This is a genomic window from Acetivibrio saccincola (assembly GCF_002844395.1).
Classification (GTDB): domain Bacteria; phylum Bacillota; class Clostridia; order Acetivibrionales; family Acetivibrionaceae; genus Herbivorax; species Herbivorax saccincola.
The window spans coordinates 3,049,072-3,074,035 of record NZ_CP025197.1 but is presented as its reverse complement, the minus strand read 5'-3'; the positions used below and the strand labels follow the sequence as shown (position 1 = coordinate 3,074,035).

At 38.5% G+C, this 24,964-nt stretch carries 22 protein-coding genes, 3 pseudogenes and 1 CRISPR repeat array; of the genes and pseudogenes, 10 read left to right on the top strand and 15 right to left on the bottom strand.

Going from position 1 to position 24,964, the window contains the following annotated elements:
* Positions 1-166: 166 nt before the first annotated feature.
* From HVS_RS13755 to metF, 3 genes and pseudogenes are all read left to right on the top strand, one after another.
* Positions 167-730: pseudogene (locus HVS_RS13755) on the top strand (recombinase family protein); the annotation flags it as partial.
* A gap of 98 nt (positions 731-828) precedes the next feature.
* A complete protein-coding gene (metE, locus tag HVS_RS13750) occupies positions 829-3,108 on the top strand; it encodes a 5-methyltetrahydropteroyltriglutamate--homocysteine S-methyltransferase (RefSeq protein WP_101303239.1) in 2,280 nt (759 codons plus the stop codon).
* Positions 3,105-3,968 (top strand): methylenetetrahydrofolate reductase [NAD(P)H], encoded by an 864-nt coding sequence (gene metF / locus HVS_RS13745; RefSeq protein ID WP_101303237.1) that lies wholly within the window; start codon positions 3,105-3,107, stop codon positions 3,966-3,968. The genes metE and metF overlap by 4 nt, the downstream gene beginning before the upstream one ends.
* Positions 3,969-4,001: 33 nt before the next feature.
* Here metF and HVS_RS13740 read toward each other — a convergent pair whose 3' ends face one another.
* Complete coding sequence (locus HVS_RS13740) at positions 4,002-4,928, bottom strand: LysR family transcriptional regulator (RefSeq protein ID WP_101303234.1); 927 nt, start codon at positions 4,926-4,928, stop codon at positions 4,002-4,004.
* Between the two features lie 158 nt (positions 4,929-5,086).
* Between HVS_RS13740 and ymfI the strand changes: the two genes are divergently transcribed.
* From ymfI to HVS_RS13725, 3 genes are all read left to right on the top strand, one after another.
* Positions 5,087-5,821, top strand: a complete 735-nt coding sequence (ymfI, locus tag HVS_RS13735) for an elongation factor P 5-aminopentanone reductase (protein ID WP_101303232.1) — start codon at positions 5,087-5,089, stop codon at positions 5,819-5,821.
* A gap of 496 nt (positions 5,822-6,317) precedes the next feature.
* A complete protein-coding gene (locus HVS_RS13730) occupies positions 6,318-7,538 on the top strand; it encodes an IS256-like element ISCth5 family transposase (RefSeq protein ID WP_101303230.1) in 1,221 nt (406 codons plus the stop codon).
* 107 nt (positions 7,539-7,645) lie between these two features.
* A complete protein-coding gene (locus tag HVS_RS13725) occupies positions 7,646-9,577 on the top strand; it encodes an S-layer homology domain-containing protein (RefSeq protein WP_242971584.1) in 1,932 nt (643 codons plus the stop codon).
* On the opposite strand, the gene istA is transcribed toward HVS_RS13725, so the two are convergent.
* The gene (gene istA, locus HVS_RS13720; protein WP_242971583.1) at positions 9,551-10,447 is read right to left on the bottom strand and encodes an IS21 family transposase; all 897 of its coding nucleotides are present in this window, start codon (positions 10,445-10,447) and stop codon (positions 9,551-9,553) included. The two genes, HVS_RS13725 and istA, sit on opposite strands and share 27 nt — an antisense overlap.
* A gap of 56 nt (positions 10,448-10,503) precedes the next feature.
* On the opposite strand from istA, the gene HVS_RS16790 reads away from it, so the two are divergent.
* Positions 10,504-10,953, top strand: a complete 450-nt coding sequence (locus HVS_RS16790; RefSeq protein WP_207654777.1) for a hypothetical protein — start codon at positions 10,504-10,506, stop codon at positions 10,951-10,953.
* A 198-nt stretch (positions 10,954-11,151) separates the two neighbouring features.
* On the opposite strand, the gene HVS_RS13710 is transcribed toward HVS_RS16790, so the two are convergent.
* Positions 11,152-12,381, bottom strand: coding sequence for a hypothetical protein (locus tag HVS_RS13710; RefSeq protein WP_242971582.1), 1,230 nt, complete (start codon positions 12,379-12,381; stop codon positions 11,152-11,154).
* 24 nt (positions 12,382-12,405) lie between these two features.
* Between HVS_RS13710 and HVS_RS17565 the strand changes: the two genes are divergently transcribed.
* On the top strand, positions 12,406-12,534 hold the full coding sequence (locus tag HVS_RS17565; RefSeq protein ID WP_278278663.1) for a hypothetical protein: 129 nt from the start codon (positions 12,406-12,408) through the stop codon (positions 12,532-12,534).
* A 366-nt stretch (positions 12,535-12,900) separates the two neighbouring features.
* A complete protein-coding gene (locus tag HVS_RS13705) occupies positions 12,901-13,314 on the top strand; it encodes a protein-export chaperone SecB (RefSeq protein WP_101303228.1) in 414 nt (137 codons plus the stop codon).
* Between the two features lie 57 nt (positions 13,315-13,371).
* On the opposite strand, the gene HVS_RS13700 is transcribed toward HVS_RS13705, so the two are convergent.
* The 8 genes and pseudogenes from HVS_RS13700 to HVS_RS13660 form a co-directional block, all read right to left on the bottom strand.
* Complete coding sequence (locus HVS_RS13700; RefSeq protein WP_101303226.1) at positions 13,372-13,905, bottom strand: hypothetical protein; 534 nt, start codon at positions 13,903-13,905, stop codon at positions 13,372-13,374.
* A gap of 295 nt (positions 13,906-14,200) precedes the next feature.
* Positions 14,201-14,767: pseudogene (locus HVS_RS13695) on the bottom strand (GNAT family N-acetyltransferase).
* A 149-nt stretch (positions 14,768-14,916) separates the two neighbouring features.
* The gene (locus HVS_RS17775; protein ID WP_157942965.1) at positions 14,917-15,018 is read right to left on the bottom strand and encodes a GNAT family N-acetyltransferase; all 102 of its coding nucleotides are present in this window, start codon (positions 15,016-15,018) and stop codon (positions 14,917-14,919) included.
* 10 nt (positions 15,019-15,028) lie between these two features.
* Complete coding sequence (locus HVS_RS13685) at positions 15,029-15,250, bottom strand: hypothetical protein (protein ID WP_101299100.1); 222 nt, start codon at positions 15,248-15,250, stop codon at positions 15,029-15,031.
* A 255-nt stretch (positions 15,251-15,505) separates the two neighbouring features.
* Positions 15,506-15,640: pseudogene (locus HVS_RS13675) on the bottom strand (arsenical-resistance protein); the annotation flags it as partial.
* 91 nt (positions 15,641-15,731) lie between these two features.
* On the bottom strand, positions 15,732-16,610 hold the full coding sequence (locus HVS_RS13670; protein ID WP_101303224.1) for an AraC family transcriptional regulator: 879 nt from the start codon (positions 16,608-16,610) through the stop codon (positions 15,732-15,734).
* A 204-nt stretch (positions 16,611-16,814) separates the two neighbouring features.
* The gene (locus HVS_RS13665; protein ID WP_242971581.1) at positions 16,815-17,468 is read right to left on the bottom strand and encodes a DUF2971 domain-containing protein; all 654 of its coding nucleotides are present in this window, start codon (positions 17,466-17,468) and stop codon (positions 16,815-16,817) included.
* Between the two features lie 187 nt (positions 17,469-17,655).
* The gene (locus HVS_RS13660; RefSeq protein ID WP_101303222.1) at positions 17,656-18,954 is read right to left on the bottom strand and encodes an IS91 family transposase; all 1,299 of its coding nucleotides are present in this window, start codon (positions 18,952-18,954) and stop codon (positions 17,656-17,658) included.
* A gap of 245 nt (positions 18,955-19,199) precedes the next feature.
* Positions 19,200-19,506: a CRISPR direct-repeat array (repeat unit 34 nt; unit sequence ATTTCAATTCCCGTACTGCGTGGGGAAGTTCAAC).
* A gap of 412 nt (positions 19,507-19,918) precedes the next feature.
* Between HVS_RS13660 and HVS_RS13655 the strand changes: the two genes are divergently transcribed.
* Entirely contained in the window at positions 19,919-21,487 is a 1,569-nt protein-coding gene (locus tag HVS_RS13655; protein WP_207654776.1) for a hypothetical protein, read from the top strand.
* 463 nt (positions 21,488-21,950) lie between these two features.
* Here the strand turns inward: HVS_RS13655 and cas6 are convergent, their stop codons facing one another.
* From cas6 to csm2, 4 genes are all read right to left on the bottom strand, one after another.
* Positions 21,951-22,763, bottom strand: coding sequence for a CRISPR system precrRNA processing endoribonuclease RAMP protein Cas6 (gene cas6 / locus HVS_RS13650; protein WP_101303218.1), 813 nt, complete (start codon positions 22,761-22,763; stop codon positions 21,951-21,953).
* Between the two features lie 3 nt (positions 22,764-22,766).
* On the bottom strand, positions 22,767-23,651 hold the full coding sequence (gene csm4, locus HVS_RS13645; protein WP_341456973.1) for a type III-A CRISPR-associated RAMP protein Csm4: 885 nt from the start codon (positions 23,649-23,651) through the stop codon (positions 22,767-22,769).
* A gap of 67 nt (positions 23,652-23,718) precedes the next feature.
* Positions 23,719-24,396, bottom strand: coding sequence for a type III-A CRISPR-associated RAMP protein Csm3 (gene csm3 / locus HVS_RS13640; protein WP_101303214.1), 678 nt, complete (start codon positions 24,394-24,396; stop codon positions 23,719-23,721).
* A gap of 18 nt (positions 24,397-24,414) precedes the next feature.
* Positions 24,415-24,960: a type III-A CRISPR-associated protein Csm2 gene (gene csm2, locus HVS_RS13635; protein WP_101303212.1), complete on the bottom strand. Its 546-nt coding sequence runs from the start codon at positions 24,958-24,960 to the stop codon at positions 24,415-24,417.
* Positions 24,961-24,964 lie beyond the last annotated feature (4 nt).

The window sequence follows — 24,964 nt, the reverse complement described above, 5'->3', positions numbered from 1 at the left end:
ATGCCGAAAAACGGCTTAAAATAGATGCAAAAAATCTCATAAAATTCAAAGAACTGCTTAACTTTTGAGATTTTCTGCAGTTTATAGGGTAGGGGGGTCTAAATCTCTACCGCTTTTTACCCCGGAAACGGGCGGGGGGTCACGCGCGAAAAATCGCAGTTTCAAACGGTGTCATGAGATATTCCGCAGGGTTCATTGGAATAACCGAGGAAAGAAATCAATCGTATGGAGATGCGTCAGCAGATTGGAAAACACCGGTTTGTTTTGTACCGCTTCCACTATACTTGAAGATACGCTTAAAGAGAAAATTGTAGAGGCCATCAATGTAGCGGTCAGCGGAAAAAACTCTTTTCTGGCTATACTGAAAAAGAATATTGAAACCGTATTAAGCGAGGATTTGGATGAGAGCACAGCAGATATTGATAAAAGGCTGGAAGAACTCCAAACCGAGTTGATCCAAAAGGCAAATTTAAAGGAAGAATACAATAATATTGTCAATGAGATTTACCGACTACGGGATTTAAAGCAAGAAACCCTTTCAAGAAACGCTCTCCGTCAAGATAAGCGGGATCGGATAGCTGAGATGACGGACTTTCTTAACACGCAAAACGGTGATATTACGGAGTTCGATGATAAACTGGTTAGAAAACTAGTTGAAAAAGCAACGGTATATGATGACAGGTTAGTGGTGGAGTTCAAGTCTGGGTTAGAAATTAATGTGCATCCATAGTTGTAAACTATGACTAAGAATAAATATTAGATATTACTTATGACTACGATTTTTGTGATAGTATTTTTTAAGTAGACTAAGATGAAAGGAAGAGAGTTATGAAAACATCTGTTATAGGTTACCCAAGAATTGGAACTTTAAGAGAGTTAAAATTTGCGGTAGAGAAATATTTAAAAAAAGAACTGACGAAAGAAGAACTGCAGGCTATAGCCTCTAAGTTGAGAGAAGAAAATTGGAAAGTTCAAAAAAACAACGGAATTGATTTTATAACTTCAAATGATTTCTCATTTTATGATAATCTATTGGATACTGCTGTTTTATTGAATATCGTCCCAAATCGATACAGACAACTCAAATTGGATGCCTTAGACGAGTATTTTGCTATGGCGAGAGGCTATCAGGGAGATAAGGGTGATGTAAAGGCTTTGCCCATGAAAAAATGGTTTAATACAAATTACCATTATATAGTGCCTGAAATTGATGACGATACCGAAGTTTTACTTGTAGGGTCAAAGCCATTTGATGAGTATGTGGAAGCAAAAAATTGCGGAATTGAAACAAAGAGTGCTATTATTGGAGCTTTCACCTTTTTAAAGCTTGTTAAATTTACAGGTAAAAGAACGGTTGAGGATTCTATAGCTGATATTGCTCGTGCATATTCAGATATTCTGAATAAATTTAGTGTTTTGGGTGCCGGGTGGGTTCAGTTTGACGAGCCAGCTCTTTGTATGGATTTATCTGAAGAGGATATAGTTCTTTTTAGCAAAATTTACGAGAGAATTCTTTCAGAAAAGAAAAATACGAAGGTGCTTTTGCAAACTTATTTTGGTGATATAAGAGATTGTTATAATAAAGTTGTTACTATGCCGTTTGACGGAATCGGTCTTGATTTTGTCGAAGGAAAAAAGACATTGGAACTTGTGAAGAGTTTCGGATTTTCGGAGAATAAAACGCTTTTTGCAGGCGTTGTCAATGGAAAGAACATTTGGAGAAACAACTATTCTAATACTGTGAATTTGATCAGAGAATTGGGTGAATACTGCAATGAGATTGTATTAAGTACATCTTGTTCTCTTATTCATGTCCCATATACTCTAAAAAATGAGAGCAGCCTTTTTCAGGAGTATAAAAAACATCTTGCTTTTGCTGAGGAAAAGTTAACGGAATTGTCAGAACTGAAAAAAATACTATCATGCAGCGATCCTGCTTCAACGGAGGAATATGTTGATAATCAAAAGCTTTTTAATTTACCAAGGAATTGTGAAGAAAATACAGCTGTTCAGTCAGCTGTTTCCGGGCTATCAAAAGATGATTTTATCCGGTATCCTGATTCTGGAGAACGCGAAAAAATCCAAAAAGCAGTATTCAGTTTACCACTACTTCCCACAACTACAATTGGTTCGCTTCCACAGACAGCAGAAGTGAAAGAGAACCGTTCCAATTATAAAAAAGGGAAGATTACATTTGAACAATATGTAACGTTTATCAAAGGAAAAATTGCTGAATGGATTGCCTTGCAAGAAAAAATAGGTCTTGACGTGCTGGTTCATGGGGAATTTGAACGAAACGACATGGTTGAGTATTTTGGTGAAAACCTTGATGGGTTTTTGATCACGGAAAAGGGGTGGGTACAGTCTTATGGTACAAGATGTGTGAAACCTCCCATAATATGGGGCGATATTTCCCGCTCAAAACCAATAACTGTTGATTATTCTTTGTATGCACAGTCACTTACATCAAAATGCGTAAAAGGGATGCTAACCGGTCCGGTAACAATTTTAAACTGGTCCTTTCCCCGGGAAGACATTTCATTGAAGGATTGTGCATTCCAGATTGCTCTTGCTATTAAGGATGAAGTTCTTGAGCTTGAAGCAAACGGGATAAAAATTATTCAAATTGACGAAGCTGCTCTTAGGGAAAAACTGCCTCTGAGAAAAAGCGATTGGCACAGCGAATATCTTGATTGGGCAATCCCTGCTTTCAGGCTTGTTCATAGCGGCGTAAAACCTGAAACACAAATACACACTCATATGTGTTACAGTGAATTCGCGGATATTATAAAGGATATCGAGAATATGGACGCAGATGTAATTACTTTTGAAGCAGCACGTTCAGATTTGAGTATCGTTGACACACTAAGTGAATGTGGATTTAAGACGCAAGTAGGACCTGGTGTTTATGATATCCATTCACCAAGAATTCCTGGCATTCAGGAAATTAAGAAAGCACTGATTAAAATGCTTGAAAAAATACCTAAGGAGAAGCTGTGGGTTAATCCTGACTGCGGGCTTAAAACAAGGGGAAAAACAGAAACTGTTGCCAGTCTTGAAAATTTGGTTATTGCAGCAAAAGAAATTAGAAGGAGTTTGTCAGTATGAAAATATGTGAATTATTTCGAATGAAAAAGGTTTTTTCATTTGAAGTATTTCCTCCTAGAAGAATAGACTCTGTCAGTATAATTTATGATACGATTGAAAAGTTGAAAGGCCTTAACCCAGATTTTATTAGCGTGACATATAGTGCAGGAGGAAGCGAGAGCAACACCGATACATTTAAAATAGCCTCTGCCATTAAAAATAATTATGGTATCGAAAGTGTTGCCCATCTTCCTTCCATAAACCATACAAAAGGTGAAGTGCTAAAAATGCTGGAAGACTTAAGAACTGCTGGAATTGAAAATATTCTCGCACTGAGAGGGGATGTTAATCCTAGTTTTAGTCCGAAGAATGATTTTAAATTTGCTAGCGACTTGATTTCATTTATAAAAGAACATGGAGATTTTAATATAATAGCAGCTTGTTATCCGGAAGGCCATTTTGAAAGTCCTTCAATAATTGATGATATCCGCAATCTAAAACGCAAAGTGGATGCAGGCGCAAATCAACTGATAACACAGTTGTTCTTTGATAATAATTATTTCTATTCATTCATGGAACGGGCTGCTATTGCAGGTATCAACATTCCTATTGAGGCGGGTATTATGCCCGTTGTGAACAAGAAGCAGATTGAAAGAATAGTTGCCCTTTGCAGAGTAAACCTCCCTAAAAAATTCCTCGCTATTATGAATAGATATGAGAACAATCCGGAAGCCTTAAGAGATGCTGGAATTGCCTATGCTGTTGACCAGATAATTGATTTGATAGCACAGGGAGTCGATGGAATACACCTATACACAATGAACAATCCATACATTGCTCATAGAATATATGAAGCAATAAATACGTTGCTTGTTGCATGAATGATGCCTCTGCTTAATTGGAAGCAGAGGCATTTATATTGACTCTATACTATATCCATATTCGCAAATCCACTTTTTTAATTTTGAAATATACTCAATGGCCAATGGACTGAGATGAGTCTTTTCGTTTGCAATCCAGCCAATACGCATTCGTTCATCTGTTATAAGTGGCACGGAAATAATATTATTCCCGTTGAGATCCCTGCTCAAAACACCTGAGCAGATGGTGTATCCGTTTAACCCTATCAGTAAGTTGAAAAGAGTGGCACGGTCGCTGACATAAATTGTTTTCTTTCTGGGAATAGTACTAAGGAGTTCTTCTGAAAAATAAAAAGAATTATAGGTTCCTTGTTCGAAAGCAAGAAACGGGTAATTATTTAAGTCTTCCAGAGTAACTGTTTCATTCTTGGCGAGAGGATGCTTCGAGCTGATAAAAACGTGAGGATCAGCTTCAAAAAGAAGATTAAATACCAAATGGTTCTCCTTTAGTATTTTATTAAGGACTTTCTCATTAAAATTACTTAAATATATAATTCCGAGCTCACTTCGTAGATTTTTCACATCTTCAATAATTTCGTACGTTCTTGTCTCACGAAGGGTAAATTCATATTCATCAATATCCAATTCCAAAAGCAATTCAACAAATGCGTTGACAGCAAAAGCATAATGTTGGGTAGATATTGAGCAAAGTTTTTTCGAAGGTTTTTTTCCCATATATCGCTGTTCCATAAGTTCCGTTTGTTCTATGATCTGTCGTGCATAAGAGAGAAATTCAGCGCCATCATCTGACAAAGAAATCCCTTTTACTGTGCGGTAAAATATTTCTATCCCAAGTTCTTTTTCAAGATCTTTAACAGCCGCTGAAAGACTAGGCTGTGTAATAAATAGTTGTTTGGCGGCTTCGGTAATTGAACCACATTCGACGATTTTAATAATATATTTTAGTTGTTGGAGTGTCATAGCATCACCTTGCCATAGTTTTTTTCTATAATTATATGCTATAATTGTATTATAGTCAATGGCACTTGATAGTTTAGTATCTTTGGATAAGATATGCCTAATGGTAAAACAGAGCATAATTTGCAGTGTTATAGTACGGGAGGGGAAAAGGATTATCTATGAATAAAACTGTTTTAATTACAGGAGCTTCAAGAGGAATTGGAAGGGAAATAGCAAAGCTCTTTGCCGCTAATGATTATAATGTTGCAATTAATTATTTCAAAAGTGAAGAAGAGGCAGAAAAATTGTATCTTCATCTGCGTGATGAAGGATATAGTGTTATTAAAGTACAGGGGGATGTAAGTAACAGAATTCAGGTCGATAGTATGATGAATATAATATATAATCGTTTCGGCGATATTGATGTTCTAGTAAATAATGCCGGAGTTGCACAACAAAAACTATTTACTGATATATCTGAGGATGATTGGGATTGGATGTTTAATGTTAATATTAAAGGGATGTTTAATTGCTGCCAAGCTGTATTACCAAAGATGATAAATAATAAGCGGGGAAAAATAATAAATATTTCGTCAATATGGGGATTAACAGGTTCCTCGTGTGAAGTACACTATTCTGCGTCCAAGGCCGTTGTTATCGAATTTACCAAAGCATTAGCAAAAGAAGTGGGTCCCTCAAATATTCAGGTAAATTGTGTTGCTCCAGGTATTATTAAAACGGATATGATTACACATTTAAACACATCGATAATAGAAAAATTAAAAAGCGACACACCATTAGGGATATTAGGTACACCTAGAGATATAGCCGAAGTGGTTTTGTTTCTTGCATCAAGCAAGGCAGATTTTATTACGGGACAAATAATTAGCCCTAATGGTGGATTTGTGATTTAGATATTTTATCTGATTCACATTTTAATTATTGATATGTTCCCACGAACAGTGCTTTCTCAAAAATGACCGAAAAACCATTGACATGTTCCCACGTACAGATGCTATAAAAAATGCCCCACAGACATCAATTCCATCAACTCGAGCCACGTTGAGTGCGTGGTATTGATGACGCGGCTGTAAGCCTTGATTTTACTGGATTTTCGGAAGCACATCCAAGTTGTCTACTCGACCTAAAGGTCCAAAATTCGTACGCGGAAACATATCGACGGGTGATTTTACAGGCAAAAATTTAGCTTAAAATTGGTAGGGTTGAGTTGACAGATTAGATAAAGGGCATTTTTCATAAGGTTGAGGAGACAGGATGGATGTACATTTAGTTATAGTCTCAAGTAGTGGTGTAAATTTCGTGGAGGCTAATTGACAAAAGTAACCACGATATGATTTCTACTTTATTAGGGAAACAAAACAAAACAAATAAAGTAGAGGAGGTCATACCGTGGCTACTAATAATAGAATGGCACTTTTAGAACAACTTAGCAAGTATGTTGTTGAAAAAGATAAAGATTTTTTAAAAGAAGCATTAACATTACTCATTAATGCCCTAATGGATGCGGAAGTTACATCAATAATAGGTGCTGAAAAGTATGAAAGAAATAATAATAGAAACAACTATCGCAATGGATATCGTCTAAGAGAATGGGATACTCGAGTAGGAACATTACAGTTAAGCATTCCCAAGTTACGTCACGGAAGTTATTTTCCAAGTCTTTTAGAACCGAGGAAAATGTCAGAGAAAGCATTATTGAATGTAGTTCAGGAAGCCTATGTTCATGGAGTAAGTACCAGGAAGGTGGATGAACTTGTAGAAGCTCTTGGAATGAAAGGGATTGATAAAAGCGAAGTATCAAGAATCAGTAAGCAACTGGATGAATTTGTAGAAGAATTTAAAAACCGTAGACTGGAAGGAGAATATCCTTACCTTTGGCTTGATGCCACTTTCCCCAAGGTTCGGGAAGGAGGCAGGGTATGCAGTATGGCACTAGTTATAGCAGTAGGAGTTAATCAACAAGGTGAACGGGAAATATTAGGTTTTGATGTAGGGATGAGTGAAGACGGGGCTTTTTGGGAGGAGTTTTTAAGAAGGCTGGTAGCAAGGGGTCTAAAAGGTGTAAGGCTTGTAATCAGTGATGCACATGAAGGGCTGAAGGCTGCAATAAAGAAGATTTTAACGGGAAGTGCATGGCAAAGATGCCGTGTACATTTTATGAGAAACGTATTAAGCCAGGTACCAAAGCATTATCAGGGAATGGTATCATCGATAATACGGACAATATTTGCCCAGAATGATCAGGAATCTGCGAGGGAACAGTTAAGGCATGTAGTAGATGAGCTTAAAAATCGTTTTCCAAAAGCAATGAAAATTCTTGAAGAAGCAGAAGAAGAAATCCTGGCATATATGGCTTTTCCCCGTGAGCATTGGGCACAGATACACTCCACCAATCCTCTTGAGAGACTTAACCGGGAAATTCGCCGTCGAACGGATGTTGTTTGCATATTTCCAAATCGTGAGGCGGTAACCCGATTGGTAGGAGCAATGCTCATGGAACAAAATGATGAATGGAAAGTAGGGCGGCGCTATTTCAGTCTGGAATCAATGTCAAAGATTACATCGATAAATGAATTTACATTGACACCAGTAGCTTTATTACATAAATGAGGTGAAAAAATGATAAAGTAGAAATCATTTTACACCACTTGACAAGACACTATCAAAATTGGTATTATTTTATTTAAATAAATAATATATAAAAGGAGAGAAATGAGATGAGTTTTTTTAGGGGGAGGCTAATATCTTTAGCGCTTGTACTTGCAATTATAATGCAATTATTTGCAAACTTTGCTTTTGCAGAGCCGACCGAAAAGAACACTATATTTTTCAGAGACATATCAGGACACTGGGCGGAAGAATCAATCAAGTACCTGGCAGAACGTGGCTTGGTAAAAGGCTATTTGACTGACAACGGATACATAATTAAACCTGATACGTACATAACAAGAGCTGAATATCTTACCGTTCTTTTAAATACAAAACCGAATCTCAAGGTTGTAAGTGATAAAGTAAAATTATTTGTTGACGTAAAAGATAATGATTGGTACAAAGAAGTGGTTGATAAAGCATCAAGTAATGGAATTCTCGAAGGATATCCCGATGGAAGTTTCAAGCCTAATAATCCGATTACCAGGGCAGAAATTTCTGCGTTAATGGTAAAAATCAACAATTGGAACGAAAAGGATATTACTGAGGATGCTGATGTGTTTTCTGATGTTCAAAAGAATTCATGGTACTATGCAGCTGTTTTAACGTGTAAGTTAAAGAAGATAATAAATGGATATCCGGATGGCACTTTCAAACCGGGAAACTATGCATCAAGAGCGGAAGCTTTTGCTTTGCTTGCAAATTATGTCAGGAATTTTATTGACAAGGATTTGGATGAAGAGCCTGAAAAAACTCCCGGTACAACTCATGACGTGGTTTCACCGACTCCAAACCCTGGCACACCGTCTTTACCATCTTCCGGTTCCGGTTCAACAATTGAAAAAGGGCCGTTTAAAGGTAAAACAGTTGATGACTTTTTATACGTATCCGGCGGAGACTTTAAAATTTTGAATGAAGAACAGAAAAAGATCACCTTTGAAGGTTTGGTTGACAAGGAAAATGTAAAAAAGATGTACTACAATGTGGAATACTATGGATTCGACACGGATACGCCCAAAATGGAAAAAAACAATATTACAGACGGATTAATTATAGCAGGGCCTGATGAAGAAAACAAAGGAACATTTAATGAAAATCAAATCCCGTACAGTTGGGTACTTAAAGATTTTGAAGTTAATAAGAGCTATTTTAAGATTTACATTAAACTGGTGATAGAAGACGAATACGGAAATAAACTTACTAAAATTTTGGCAATTATAAATGATAAGGATTCTGACGGGGATGGATTGTCAGACTATGAAGAGGTGTACATATATAATACAAATCCGTTGAATTACGATACAGATGGGGATAAACTTTCAGACTATGAAGAAATTAATATTTATGGAACAGATCCGTTAAATTCAGATACAGATGAAGATGGTTTGACGGATTATGAGGAAATGAAAGCATGGGTTATTTTAGAATTAGGTACAATAGTATCAATTTTTTATAATGCTCCCGAATACGAAGATATGGGAACTGAAGGCGTGGAGCTGGCAGCTGAAAAATTCGGCTATAAAGAAGAGCAGATAATTTTGGGATTGGATCCATTAAATCCTGATACGGACGGAGACGGACTTCCTGATGGCTATGAATTCAGGATATTGGGAACTGATCCGACACGCAAAGTAACTTATGGTGCGAATGTGCCGGATGTTGATCTTGACATGGATAAAGACGGGCTTTCAAACTGGGATGAATTTTTATATGGAACGGATCCATGGTTAAAAGATACAGATGGGGACGGCATTAGTGATTACGATGAGATTCGTACTTATAAAACAGATCCATTAAATCCTGATACAGACGGAGACGGGCTTGAAGATGGATTGGAACTGGAGCAGGGTTTTGATCCTCTAAAGTCTGATACCGGTAACAGTGGTGTTTTGGATTCAGAAAAATTTGTCAGCATGAATTTGTCCGAAGAAACTCTAAGTGACGTTTTGACTCCTGAAAACAGAGCAATTTCTTCAATAAAAAGTGTTCGGCGTACCTGATTTTGATATTAATACTACTGTGGAAAATGCGTCTGAGCATGAGAGTGTTAAAAACATTGTTGGCGTGGTGGGATTTCCTATAGACATAAAAACTGATGAGGATTTTGAAAGTGCGCAGATAAGTTTTAAAATAAGTGAAGAAGTTTTAAAAACTACTACATAGTTTACAAGGCGTTCTACTTTTCCCTTCGTCTGAGGCTTCCTCACCCGGCATACCTTCGGTACAAACCCCATTTCTGATGCAAAGTCCTCAAACCTGCTGTTCCATATCGGCTTTCCGGCTTCGCTGCCTGTTATTACGGTCTTCATCCTGTCAGTAAGAACTGTCTCCGGAACACCGCCATAATACTCGAATGCATTTGTCATGCACCTTAAGAGACTGTAGATATCACATCGCTTTGTAAATTCTACATACTTGCACCTTGAATTGCCCAGTATCATTACGAAAACGGGCGTTTTATGTATTTCCCCTTTCTCATCTATGTAATGGGTAATACCCCAATCCATTTGCGCCTGTTTGCCAGGCAATGTTTCGTATCTTCGTACTGCCGGAGCGCTTCTGGCAGGCCTGAACGGCTTCACATAGTCTTTGATAATAGTGATACCTCCGGTATATCCCATATCTTGCAGCCGTTCTAAAATTACAACACAGTTGAATATCCCGTTCTCCATCATTTCATTTATTTGAGGCTTGAAAGGATCAAGTTTTGTTGGCCTTGTCCTTCCCTTTAGCCCATGTTCTGTTTTTGGCTGATGCATATACTTCTTTGCTGTGTTCTTTGATATGCCCAATTCCTTGCCTACGGCATATGCACTCTTTCCTTTTCGCACATTTTCGCGTATCATGTTAATTAGCCCACTCCTTATCATACGGTCATCTCCCATAAAAGTATTTGTCACACTTTATGGTAAACCGTTGGTTTGGTGTGGGTCAATTCTTGTCCGGCGCTATGGGTCAATTATATCCCGGCGGTGACACTGGGATCCTGGGCTGGGGAAAGGCAACAATAACAAGATATGAAAACCACCAGGTTCAAACTCGCGCACATGATAACATTTTAAGAAAAATAGACTCAGATCCCCAGTGGTTCCTGGAAATGCTCAACAGGGTCAAAGGAAAGATATCTGAAAAATTATTTATAAGATATTTTAAGGCTGCATACGAGCAATACAGAAATAGTTTAAATAAATCAATAAATAGTTTATATAAATCAATCGAAATAAACACTGTTGTGGACATTTTGGAAATTTTGCCAGGAGACACTTACACTGAAATTTGCAGCAGAAATTCCTTTAAGAACAGATGCCGTATTTCTTCTTTATGGGAATACCCGGCAGACAAAAGCTATAAAGCAGAACCATTATTATCTGAATAGTCTCGAAAAGTAACTGGAAAACCTGCTGAATGTTAATTAATGGGATAAAGTAACATTGAGAGACTGACAAAAGTAAATGCATATTGACGAAATGAACCTTGATAAACGAATATGCTGTATAACTTTCTGAAAATGGGCATAGCAAAGCAAAGCCTATGAGAAGGCCATTGGTTCATCACAATAAAGACTCGGTAGCTATCAGGCTGCTTTGCCAGAAAGTTCTTCAAGCAAAGGAATTATACTAAAGCCTGTATGCTTGACCCAAGCGTCCAAGTGGACATTCACTGCAGCAAAAGTAGCCAATGCAAACCGCTGCCTGGAGCTTCTGGCCTTGTACTCTTCAATGTCGTAATCTTCAAAGAGCCTTTTGTGGCTTCTTTCGACAGAGGTGCGTGTTTTAAATTTTTCATTAAAAGCTTCAGAGCCGCGGGGTACGGGAGTAATCAGCCGGAAATCGTCTTTGGGCTTTAAATAGACAGTCCTTCCATAAGGTGAATCGGTACATTGACAAGGTTTTTCAATGTCATGGCAGTCGAAATAGCACCTGTACTTGATACCTTTGGGGTAGGAGTAGCCGCAGTCTTCGTAAGGGATACCGCCTTTGCAGATAGGCCTGCCTTGATCATCAAGGCAGATAATTCCCGGAGGCAGCTTGGTAAGAGTTTGTTTGGTTTTTGCATCAAGGGGGATGAATGGGATGATGTTCCAATGATACATGAGTTCATAGGTGGGATAGTTGTCCATGGCCCCATCGGCAATAAAATTACGGATGCAAAGGTCAGGATAAAGTTTTCTTACCTCAGACATGGCAAAAACGGCAAGGATGCTGTCATGTCTTGAAGCCTGTGCTTTACGCAGGTAAATGGGAAGGTCATAGGGACTGTCGGAAGCAGTGATGTTAAAGAGGGTATCGCCATAGAACCACTGTTCCCTGTAGCTGTCCCAACCCCATCTTGCATCAGGGTCGGAATAACGTCTGGGGCACTTGCAATCGTAGACACCGTGTTTTTTACAATCACAGACCTTTGTACCGTAATGGGAAGCACCGGAATAGAATGGGGTGCCATCACCGGCGACAGAAAGTTTTTGCACATCGCCCAAGATACCCATTTTGGCGGAAACATCAACGACACAGCGGGCAAGGAATTCCTGGAAGATCTGTTCGGGACGATACTCAGGGAGTGCGTCTCTCATGGCGATTCTGGCAAACTTTTTAACGATGCCGTTGTGCTTGGGTTTCAGTTTCTGGCCGGCCTTGAGTTTCTTACGGGGTTTAGGCTTGAAAGGCCTCAGTTTCTTTTTCCTGGCGACATGGATTTTATGAGAAGCTTTCCATAGACGTTTAATGAAGTCATAGTAGGAACCGACGGAAGGGGCTTTTCCATATTGGAATCCGCAAATAGCACAAAGGAGGGGGTCGTTGGCCACTTTTTTGGCCTAGTTTGTAATGCCGTGGTGTTTTTGGTCGAGCATAAGGATAAGAGAGCGAATAATACCCAGCTGGTTCTTGGCGGGACAGCCGGTATTAGAATAAAGGGGTTTAATGATAGGGAGCAGGGGATCCAAATTGAGAAGGTATAGCTTGGATATGGATTTTTCCATATCCGTGACCCTGCCCCTATCGGTCTCCCAAAAAAGCAGGAGATGAAGCTTCAGGTTTTCCTGATAAGAAGTGTGAGACTCAAAGTTACGCAGCATAAATAAAACCTCCACAATCAAAGTAATGGTAAATATTACCACCCACTTCGATTTTGGGGGCGCTGTGAAAAAGTCAAGGTAGATTGGTGCCATATATGGCTAAAATTAGGATAATTTTATTGGAAAATTTTAAGGAAAATATTGGTGGATTTTAGGGGTGAGCTAAATTAGCTTGCTCCTGAAATAGAGACCTCGAAAGCAATACGAGTTTTCGAGAGCATTATTATCTGTGTAGAGAGGAATATAACCATGAGGGAGAGCAACTTTCAGTTAATTGGAAAACCCCAGGTTACAAGTATACGATTTGATGTTAATAAAGACTATATTTTTGATAAAGAAGTAACACTTGAGATCAATAGCAATATTCGCGTACTTCGGAACAGCAGGGAGCAAAAAAAAGAAGCCATAGTTATTTTAAGTATTGGCATATTCTCTTCAAAAGAACTGCCTGATGTACCGTTTAAACTGGATATCGAAATACAGGGCTGTTTTGCCTGGGATGGGGTTCTGGATAACGATACAGCACAACTGGAATCCATGTTGAGGCAAAATGCCCCGGCTGCACTGTTCAGTTACCTGCGACCCATTGTTACACTAATTACTGTTGAGGCGAATATGCCTCCACTTGTTCTGCCGCTTATGAATTTTATTGAAAAAGAGTAAACGGTAAATTCGCTATCCCGTCACCATCCGGCTTTCCAGCCTGATTGCCGGTCTCACCTAAAAATCAAATAACCGTAGTTGTCGGGCCATTTCTTCATTTACTTCAAATAACCGGTTTCGCTGGACAGGATATATCTCGGCTTGTTCCCACATGTCCTTTTTTACGCTTGTGGCTATTCCAATGCCGACTCCTCTTGCAGCAAGCTCGTTTACCAATTCAGCGGCATCAAACAGGTAAACATGCTTTATGCACCATGGCAGCGTCTTGCCTTTTGATGATACTGCCGATCCCTTTCCGCCGGTCATAACCAGGAAATAGTCAGGCAGGCAGTCCGGATTTATATCCAGCAAACCCGTCTTTTTCGTATACCACTTGATGTTGACAGATCTGCCCTGCAAAGAGCCATCAGTGAAATAGCCGTCGATACCTTTATGGCTTGCCGATTCCGCGAGTCTTATGCCAAAAATCCTTGATGCGATGTACTCACCGGTATGGCCTATGATTGCAGGCCGGTTTATAATGACGGATATCAGGCTGTCGATCTGGTTCCTTTGCTTGATTAATGAAGCAAGTTCCTGTAATTCATTCATATTATTCTCCTTTATAGAATTTAATTAGTAAACATTTAACTGAGTAATCAGTTTTGTGAATGATAAAATATAATTGACAGTTTTCGGTCAATTATATTTTACGGTTTCTACAAGTATCTGTCAATAACAACGTTGGGAGGATTGATTTAAAAGCATCTGTTCGCGGGAATATGCGATAGAATCTTAGATCCTATACCCTTATTCTGATAATCTGATGAAACACATTATCTATGAATTATATGACATATTTTGGCATAAGATAAAAGATAAGGATTTACAGCCTTTTTAAATCCTACTATTTCTTAACCCTTGATAGAGTAGAGCAGTAGAGTTGCCACCGCTCCTTTGTCATATAGTTTGTATGGCCTATTCTGGTCTCTCCCATAAGTGGTATCGGTACTTCTTTGCATGTATGATGGTAAACAAATCCGACTTTCTCTTGTACTCTTTTTTATCTTGTATTGCCTTCATAATATCCACACCATATTACATTCATGTTTAAATCTTCAAACCCATGACGAATGAGCTCTCTTGCTGCTTCAGGAATAAGTCCCTGTCCCCAAAACTCTTTTCCTATCCAGTAACCCAATTCACATTCATCATCTCTTTTGGTCATATCTGTACTTCCATTAAGTTTCAGTTCAATACAGCCAATCGCTATATTATCAGTTTTTAAACATACAGCATAGCACTCTGGCCCACAAAAAACGTTTTTTATAACATCACGGCTTTCATCAATACTCTTATGAGGAGGACAGCCAGCAATAGGTCCAACATCAGGGTCTTTTGCATATTTAAATAAACTCTCTGCATCCGTTTCTTTCCACGGACGTAATATTAGTCTTTCAGTTATGAATTCCATAATCACAATGCCTCCTGTCATATTCTAATAAAATTACAATTTATATTTTCTTCTTTGAACTATATTTCCTACTGCTGCGATGCTTACCTTCATCATGTGAATGATAAACCACCGGCAACCAGTGCTTTAGTATATCATTTATTTGTAGTCTAAGTAAATCCTGCTAATCCTTTTTCTTTTATGTAGCTTTCAACTGTATTCAAAAGAGCAGTTCCACATCCATACCCTTGTTGTTCAGGTGATACAAACAATTCTTCAACTTTAATAAATTGATATCTGCGAGCAAATTTTCAACATCTGTACATGGGAATAAGCATTAAAGCCACGCTCCTTGATTTTTTCAGCAAGATAATTGCTAGTCTCCCTAAGCCTTTTACTTACTGCATTGTACTCGTCATAATACTCTTTTGATGGATCACTTGTTGTGCTGGGAAACACCTGTAAGGCAATAGCATTTCCATATATTATAAAATCCTGTTTCAATATAATTTATACTCCTTCTTTCGACATTAATACCACTGTTTCCACATGCAACGAGCGGGGTGGATTGATGTCTTTTACACTATCGGTAGGCGGAAACATATCGACATATATAATTATAACACCAACTGCTAGATTTGTAATTGGCGTTATAATTATTATGACTTTAGTTTTGCTTTTAACTCTTTTATTTTTGTTTCTGTTGTTGATATTACTTTTTTAAATTCCTCATCACTTTTACCTGGCTGTCTTTACTAATATCAACATATTTTCAAAGTAATCGAGTCCTCGCTTTTTTGTGATGTAATTACGGGTAATTATACCACCAGCCAGCGGGATAACAACAAACAATACTACTGATAAGACAAGAGTGTCCCAGGGTATGGTTACACCACTTTCTTGTCACTTTTTAAGATTTTACCTGTATTGTATATGAAAAGGATACTTAACTAGGAAGTTCCCTCAATCAAAAATATTTCTGTAATTAATAGTCTTTTTTCTTTACCGGAATCCAGATTTCGCTTCGATACTTTGGATTTCCAGTATCAGGACTCTCGTTCCACAAAATTTCAGGACCTGGGGCTGCCTCATACCCTGAAGACGGAAACCACTCTGAGTATATTCTTCCCCACACATTTTGAAGTGTTTCCGGAAATGGTCCAATCGATTCAAATATAGCCCAGGTACTACCATCAATTTCTAATACGTCAAAATCTGCAGTTTCATTACTTGTTGTTGCTACCCCGATGTAATGGTCTAATTCTCCTTTCTCTTCCATTCTACCTTCCGGAAAATTAGCTGAAGCACTAATAATACCTGTTGGTTCTACATTTGAAATTGCTTTTAACTGTTTAATAACCTCTGGTGTTAAAAGTTCGGTCATTTTTGCAATCTCCGGATTTACACCATTAAAAATAATTGGAACTCTCTTCTTAAATCCTACGATCTTAAAATGTCCTTTCTCAACAATACGATAGTTCATTTCGCATCCTCCTTTAATTGATAATTGAAAGGTCATTCGAGGATAGGCTTTTAACTGTGTGTTCTCACTTCTTGCTTCAGAAGGAAGAATGCCATGCAGGGAATGAAAAGCACGAGAGAATGCATCAGCTGAATCATAACCATATTTAACAGCAACATCGATTATTCTCAAATTTGTACCTTTCAAATCAAGGGCAGCCAGCGTTAATTTCCTTCTTCGAATATATTCTGACAAACCAATTCCTGATAAGAAAGAAAACATCCTTTTAAAATGATACTCTGAGCAGCAAGCAATTTTTGATACTTCACTATAATCAATATCATCAGTTAAGTGCTCCTCAATGTATGCCATTGCATTATTCATTCTAGTTAACGAATCCATCAAACAACCTCCTTTCATCATCAATATTATCAAAGGATGCGCTTACCCATCCGACAATCTGTGCACAGTATAGTCGACTATTTACTATGTTTAAGTTTTCAATTACCTTCTTTCTCTCGATATAATTAGATCTATTTTCTATTTTGTGCCGTGACAGAAATGCCTCATATAGTAATCATATAGTATTGCCTTTATCTACCAGATTTAGCTCATTCGTATAATTCCAGTTCCTATAGAATGTTTTTTGATTAATTTGTTGAAATCTAATTTTGCATCTTTAATGCTTTTAATATCGCCTTCTTCTTTATCTGAGAATATAGGTCCAAGAATAATGAAATCTATCAGTTCCTCACTAATTTTAATTTCGATATAATCCTCAACAGGCTTTTTCGATTTATGTAAGCTAAATGCAGCCCTATATTCATTTTCTTCTTCCCAAAACCGATGTTTCAAAAATGGCGCTAATTTCTCAACAGATTCAATATATGGAAGTGCGGTTATTACTAAAGATTTTTTTAATTTCAACTCAAAAAAATGTGGTATTCCAATGTAGTCCCCAATTTGAATTGCATAAGCTGTTCGTATTGGAGGAATTATTTCTTGTGTCTGATCCTTGTCATCTTTCACCTTCTCGAAAGCATCTAATGCATTACTACACAGAAAATTAAGTGCAGTCACCTGTTGGTTAGGAGTATAATAAACTGGTGCCAAAAAACCTGTATCGCAGAAATCAGGTTTCTCTGTTTGCAATAACTCAATTAATTTGTCTCTATTCACACCTATACATACACCATTATAATTACTTTCTTCCTTTTCGCTTATAGCAGGTCTATTTATTGTATAAGCATCCCAAAGCAATCTGGAATCCGCTTTACCTGTAAAAGAACTTATCGCCCTATCGGGCGGACTTTTTTAATCCACACATTCATATGTTAAGCATGAACAAATGGGACATTCAAGTACGGGCATTAACCCCCTTGAACATTTTGTCCTTTTCTTAGTCCAACCGAAAGCCACATCTACATTGGCCTCATTCATTGTGTTCTCAAAGTGACAATGAGAACATCGATATTTGTAATATTCTGGTGCACCCCCGAAGGGTACATCCTCCTCTATCTCTTGGTTTAGAATATTTTTCATACTTTCCCTGTCTGATATTTTTCTCTTCGTCATATATTACTCCATATATCGGATGCCATATTTTCCATACTTTCATTTCACTCCCGCAAAAAGGACACTTTAACGGGTCCTTCCCACTACTTTCTTTATATCTTTGTCTATAATTCCTAGATTCAATTACTTCATAAACTCCTTGTACTGCTTTACAAAAGTTCTTAAGACCTTCTTTTATCACTTGACTCCATTTTTCATATGTTTTTGTTGCCTGCAAACCATAATATCTTATACGTTGAAATCCCTTCGGAAGTATATGCTGTACCATCCGACCTATAAAGGTCAACACATCCAAACTCTCTTCTTTTCTAGCTTTTGTTTCATGATCATTATACCAATATGTTACTGTTTCACCGTCATATCTGATGATTCTCCTTACACTGATTGGTGGTGATGCCATGTACTTTGCCAAATATTTTGCAAGACCTTTTGCTTTCTCAGGTGCTTCCCCCTTACTTACATTTGCAACAAATCCCTTTGTATATAACTTATACAAATTGTCTACCATTTTATTCATCTCTTTGGTGGGTACTTGTTCTCTTATCATGTTCAATAAATGATACTGCCATTTCGTATGGATAATCTCAAAAGGCAGGTACCCCAATTCCTTCCACTCTTTCCTCTCTTCATTTATTCCTCCACTTGTCAAAAGTATATGCAAGTGGGGATTATAGTGTCCTGATCTTCCATGGGTTTGCAGCACCATTATCATGCCTATTTTCACTTTCCTTTTTACTGCTGTTCCTACTACTTCTTCCACACATCTGTAGCCTGTACGCATTAATTCAGACAATATTTTCCCGTTATGTCTATACTTATAAAATACTTCTCTTAATTGCTCTGGAATTGTCAGCACCACATGTCGGTACTTCATTCCAGACCTTAGCATCTTACTAACTTGGCTTACTACTTCATCTGTATAAACTTTTGAACACGAAAGACAAAAACAACTTTTACAGGTAAATGGTATACGCCTCATCCCCTGTCCGCATTCCATACATCTATACTCCGTATATCCTCCCTGCTCTGACCCACATAGCAATGTCTTTTTTATAACTTCTTCATAATACGGTTTGTTATACGATGGGTACTTCTTTTTGAAGTCTTCCCAGTTCTCTTCTATTATCTGCTTAAATATATTCTTGTCTTTCTTTTCTTCTTCTGTTATCACTTTTATTCTTAAAAACTATAACCCACCTTTTATACATATATTCCACTTTATTTTATACAAATTTTGCAATCCAATCAACAATTTTATTTCTCTGACATGTATTTTTTACCTACTAAGACCAAAGGCTAAAATGCAAATTCCTATACTATCCAGTTATCCGGATGGACTCAACATTAACTCAAACGATGTTCATGCGTGGGGAAGTTCAACTCGGTAAGGGCTTGCAGCTGCTTTGCAGGAAGGTGATTTCAATTCCCGTACTGCGTGGGGAAGTTCAACCATAAGGGAAATAGTAATTCCCCATTGGCAGAAGATTTCAATTCCCGTACTGCGTGGGGAAGTTCAACCATAAGGGAAATAGTAATTCCCCATTGGCAGAAGATTTCAATTCCCGTACTGCGTGGGGAAGTTCAACCTCGGGTATTGCAGCGGGCTAATGGAGGTATGCAATTTCAATTCCCGTACTGCGTGGGGAAGTTCAACTTGTCCAATTCCTGCCATCCCAGTAGTCCAAGCAGATTTCAATTCCCGTACTGCGTGGGGAAGTTCAACAGCATCCATATGTAATGCCCGATTCATCTATCTTTCAGAACACGTTTTCGCGGATCGACTATAATCCGATTATGCACTCCGTCCATTTTCTATATAAAATTTCAAAAACACTGATTTTATGCCTGGTGCGGGTCTCCCATACTTTTCATGTTTGCTTGTAATCCGCACTCATTATTTGATTATCAAGGTTCATAGTTTAGTTAATCCATAACATGAGTATTATAACATATTCTGACCGATTTTTTCTATCGTATATTAGCATATCTTGTAATATTGAACAAATATTGAAGATAACATAAAATAAATGTAGTTGATCATAGATCGAAAGGGCTGATTTTATATGAAAAATTTGTTCATATTCAACATCGGCAACAGCGATGTTCAGGAAAAGTTAAGTCGTATACCAGACAGTATGCAAAAACGCGGTGTGAAAGAACACCCTGCTGCCAGAACTAAAGGAAGAGAATTGTGGGAAACAGAATATAACCAGTTTAGGGACGACGCATCAATAAAGAAGGCATCCGACAAACTAGAGCTTTCTATTATTTCAAAAATTTTAAAATTTAAGGAGTTTTCCTCCTCAGATAGCAAGGTTATCCTTTTTGTCACTGATCAAGAACCAGAACATCCACAAGATACTATATATTATGGAAAGATAGTCGAAAAACTTCTTGTGTTTAATTGCAATATTCCTGCATCCAGTATAGAAATTAAGAAAATTAATCAAAATCCATCAAATATTGATTCAATGATGAGTTATTATAGTAATGCCCTCAGAAAAATAGCTGTAGAAAACAAATCAGTTGATGTTGTCTTTGCCTCCCTGACAGGAGGAACTCCGGCACAGAACACTGCGCTGCTTCTTTGCGGACTTGATATTTTTACAGACAAGTTCCGTACAGTATATAGCCCTGAAAATGCCTCTAAAGTACAAGAGTTGACTATCACAAAAAATCTTATTAAGAGTGAAGTTAAAAAGCAAATTGCATTGTTAGTCAGACAAGGTGATTATCACGCCGCTTTAGAAATTTTATATCAGAATAGCCAGTTGTTTGAAACCAGTTCACAAGACACGGAAAAAAGAACATTACCCGAATCCTACCAGGTATTACAGCATACCTTCATATACGCGCACAGCAGACAAGTGTTCGACTTTAAAAAAGCGTTGAAGAGTATCGATCTATGCTTAAAATACTCTATTGCCGATAAAGACTATTTCAATGAACTGAAGGATCAAGTGCAGAAACTTAGGGGTAATGACTTACTGTGCATTGCAGAACTAAAAGAAAATGCGAAGTATTTATATAATGCAGGACATTATGTGGATTTCTTAGGAAGAGTCTTCAGATTTTTTGAAGCTGTCTGTGATTATGTATTGCTAAAATCAGATTATAGTTGTAAAGAATTTATTAGTGATAAAAACGGTCAAGTCACAGTCAATATAAGATATACAGATAAAGGCAAAGGTATCATAGATTTCATAAAGAATAACTTTGAAAACACAGATAGCGTAATCAATGAAAAAAATGAAATTGATAATAAGATCCTGAATAATGTTTTGAGGCTATATCTTATAACATATATCGACAATTCCACGGCAAAAATCCGATTAAGCGATTATCTGTCTGTTTTGACTGTTCTGAGCAGCCTCCGGAACAGAACTATTATGTCTCATGGGTTTAAAGGAGTATCCTCTGAAGAAATCGAAAAGCAAATCAAGCGTAGTTATGAAAAAATAAAAAAAGATTTGCAGAGTTGTTCTAATAATACAGACTTGCTGAAAAAAAGATACGAGGTTTTTGAAAAAGCACTCATGAAAGATGTTTCCGGGGTAAAAGAGCCGGATATTTGCAGATTCCTTGATATAGTATGGGACAAATTCATTGAGTATATCGACATTAAGGAAAAACCGGATTTTATGCCGGAATTGTTCTATCGTGACCTTCCCGCCAAACTTGACGAAATATTGAAAAGTCTATGACACACTCAATAATCAGGCTGATCAATATTTGAGTAGAAATAAAAAGCTTATCAATATCAGAGAGCCAAAACGGCTCTTTTTTTCTGCAATTCCCGTGGTGCGTGGGGGAGTTCAACCTTCTTAAATACATGGATAGATACTTACTGTACCATTTCAATTCCCGTGGTGCGTGGGGGAGTTCAACGGCAAGCATTTATATTACCTGATTTATCTGGCTTCCAGAGTTTGATTTCGCGGATCGCCAACAAACCTAAAACAAATACAACCCAATAAATATAAAAAACCCGCAAAATCACCGATCTATGCGGAGTGCGGATACCACACACTTACCATGTTTACTTATAATCCGCACTAGACATCATATATTAAATTATCAAAGATCACAGATTCCATTCATCAATAAACTAATTTCATCAATACTATAATACCTTTACTGTTATAGATCCTGTTTTGCCTTGTTACCCTAATCCTTTTCCTCAATTATTGTACATTTCGCCTGCCCCATCCCCATTGTAGTCTTGTAACCGAGTCCTGCATATCGGACCATACCTAACAGGCTCAGCAATACTGATTTTTCTTTGTGACCCAGGCATTTATCCGCTTCATATATGCAGTAGCCAGTAAACCCGCTTAAGAGGTATTTCCCCATATCAAGCATTCCCGTATGCATATCATACCTCGCGGGAAAAACATTTTCCACGATCTTCCTAAGTGTCTCACTTGAAACATTATATCCACCGGCAGCTTCCCAGGAACGGTACAGGCTTGATATGACAAGGCGGGGCTCCGGGAAAAGCAGGCTTCTCCCTTCTGACCGGAAGCATGTAAGTGTCTGAAAATCGATCCTGAAAGTGCGCAACCTGTCTGCCGATTTGGCAGCTCTTTGCTCCAGATCCGCTATATCTTCAGTGTCAAGCAGCTTTATTGCTTTTATGCTCATCGATATATCAGCAATAGATATAGGTCTAGTAATCATCGCCTTATTCATGGCAAGTGATACGGCTGAGATAAGTTCATCATTGAACAACCCTGTGCGGAAACAGACCCGTTTTCCTTTCTCGACCGCGGATGTCATGATCCCTGGATGAGCTCCGCACTTATACAATGTTGACAGTGTGAATGGCAAAGTACAGTTCATGCTGTGTAGAACCTTGCAAAGTTCAGGATTTGTTTGCTTAAGTATGTTAAAAAACAAACCATGGACCATATGCCCGTGAGTTTGTGGTATTCCTCCGTCATTCAATACCTCAAGCTCTATTTCAAATAATGCAAGCAATTATCATGCACCCCATTCCGGCGGTTCAATTTTGCAGGGCAGGATGATTGACAATCCACACTGTAAAGCATCGCTGTACTCATCAGATAGTTCCCCTGCCATCGTGCCGCACCAGCCACATTCAGGCGGCTTCCCCCAGAATATAGCTCCCGGCTCCAGCATAAGCACCGGTTTTTTTAACGGGTAACCGACCCTTCCGCGATCCTGTCCGAAACGGCCATATTTCACATCTAGCCTGTATTGGCAGGGCACAGGCATTTCCGGTGTTGGAATGCATCTGGAAAGAGTCATATAAGCATTCGGATCTTCAGGTGTTTTAAACCCGGCCTCACATATCTCCTCTATTTCAAAAGCCCCTCTTCCGCGGGATGCTCCCCCGCCGTATCCCCAAAAGCTTATAAGCTCAAGGCAACGCACTAGCAAAGGCTGCCACTCCTCTTCCGCCATAACATATACATCCAGATCCCCATCCCAACGGTACAATTCCCGAAACAGGCCACCTTCCAGGGATGTCCCTGTTTTTCTGTCAATAGTATTGTGGGTTGTCCAGTGAATACTGGCTTCTTCCGGCTGTTCGCAACTATACAGGGGAATCTTCTCCCCGAGTATGATCTTCTGTATATCATCCAATGGAATATAGCTTATCTTCTTTATTTTCTTTGCTGTTTTCATGTAATCCATTATTTCTGATTTTGAACTGGTTTCAGAAAATCCTGTGGTGTAATTCCCGCCGGCAGGACGCGGAAGAAATCCTCGTGGAAAGCCGTTCGAAAATATAAACGCAGGCTTATTCTCTTTGCAATTCTGCAACAGGAGTTTGAGCCTGTCCTCTCCCTCCAGGTAAAGAACAGCCCAGCAGATGCTCCCGAACAATGTATCAGAATGCATCGGCGTTCTGCTGCCGGACAGCATCTTGATTCCGATACGATATAGTTTCATTGTTCCCCTCCAGGCTTCAGAAGCTGACCGATTCAAGTCCAAACGGCTCATCATTCAGCTTAAGATTACGCAATCTGATCTGGCCGTACCCGCGGCTGCCCATCCCGCCAATATAGGTTTCTTCCAGGCTTTTCAGCGCTCTTTTCACAAAATTGAGCATTTCGTTCTCATTATCTTCGTCATATATTTGCAAGTTCATCTCCAGTTTGAAAACTGTATCTGCAGGCACAAATTCGATCGGCCTCAATGAACCCCCGAGTGCTGCGCCTGTTTTTCTGTCTATCGCGGTTTCATGCTTTACGCCATAAATGCTTTTGCCTTCCTCATCCATAAATCTCCTGCCTTTTTCCTTTGATTCTTCCGTCATTGGAGAATCCCTTACAATAAGCCTTGTAGGACCTATCCCGGAATTTCTCAGTGTCCCGAAAACCTTGCAAACAATGCATTTTCCACAATTGCACGGCTCTGCTTTTCCTTCTCTTGAGGTTCCATATCTCCCAAGACGTCTTTCCATATTGCAGCGCATCCTCCCCTTCAGGGATGAACCCGGAATGTAGGGATCGGATGTAATAGGGTGCTTGATTACCGGATTGTCCATTGTGCCGATGCCAATGCTGTCTTTGCTGCCGCCAATATGCAAATTACTTATACACACGATCTCTCCGGTGATTTTATAAACTTTCGATAATTGCATTTATTGATCCCCCCTGTTTTATTTGCTTTTTGGATTCCTGTATTTGAAATAACCCACTATCGCCTCGAAATGAGGCAGAAAACCATTCACCACATCTTCAATAGTGTTACACACTTCGACGTTGGCTAAAATAAACCGCCGGAATTCTTCTGTAACCGATGGATTGTCACGTGCCAATGCATAAGTGATCATCCCGTCCAGCCTTTTGATTTTGAGAAGTAACTTTTCTTTGGTTTCGTCCGAGTCGTCTCCCGCATCTTTTGCATATCTGTAAGTGTTTGCAGCAATAAGCACATAATCATAAAAATTTCTGATCTGTGTATAGGTCATCCGGCCACTCGAAAGGTTGTCGGCAATGATATCAGGATACAATATGATAAAATCCTTCTTAAGCACTCCGTTGGGCGTAAAGTATCCTTTCTTAAGCTCATTGTAGTAGTTCTCGACATACTGTTTGTTCATATCGCCAAGCAAGTTTTTAAGCCCGGACAGATCCTTAAAGGAACTGCCCTTTCCATGCTGGCCGCCATATGATACTTTGCCATGGTTGAAATTGTCCCGCATCAGC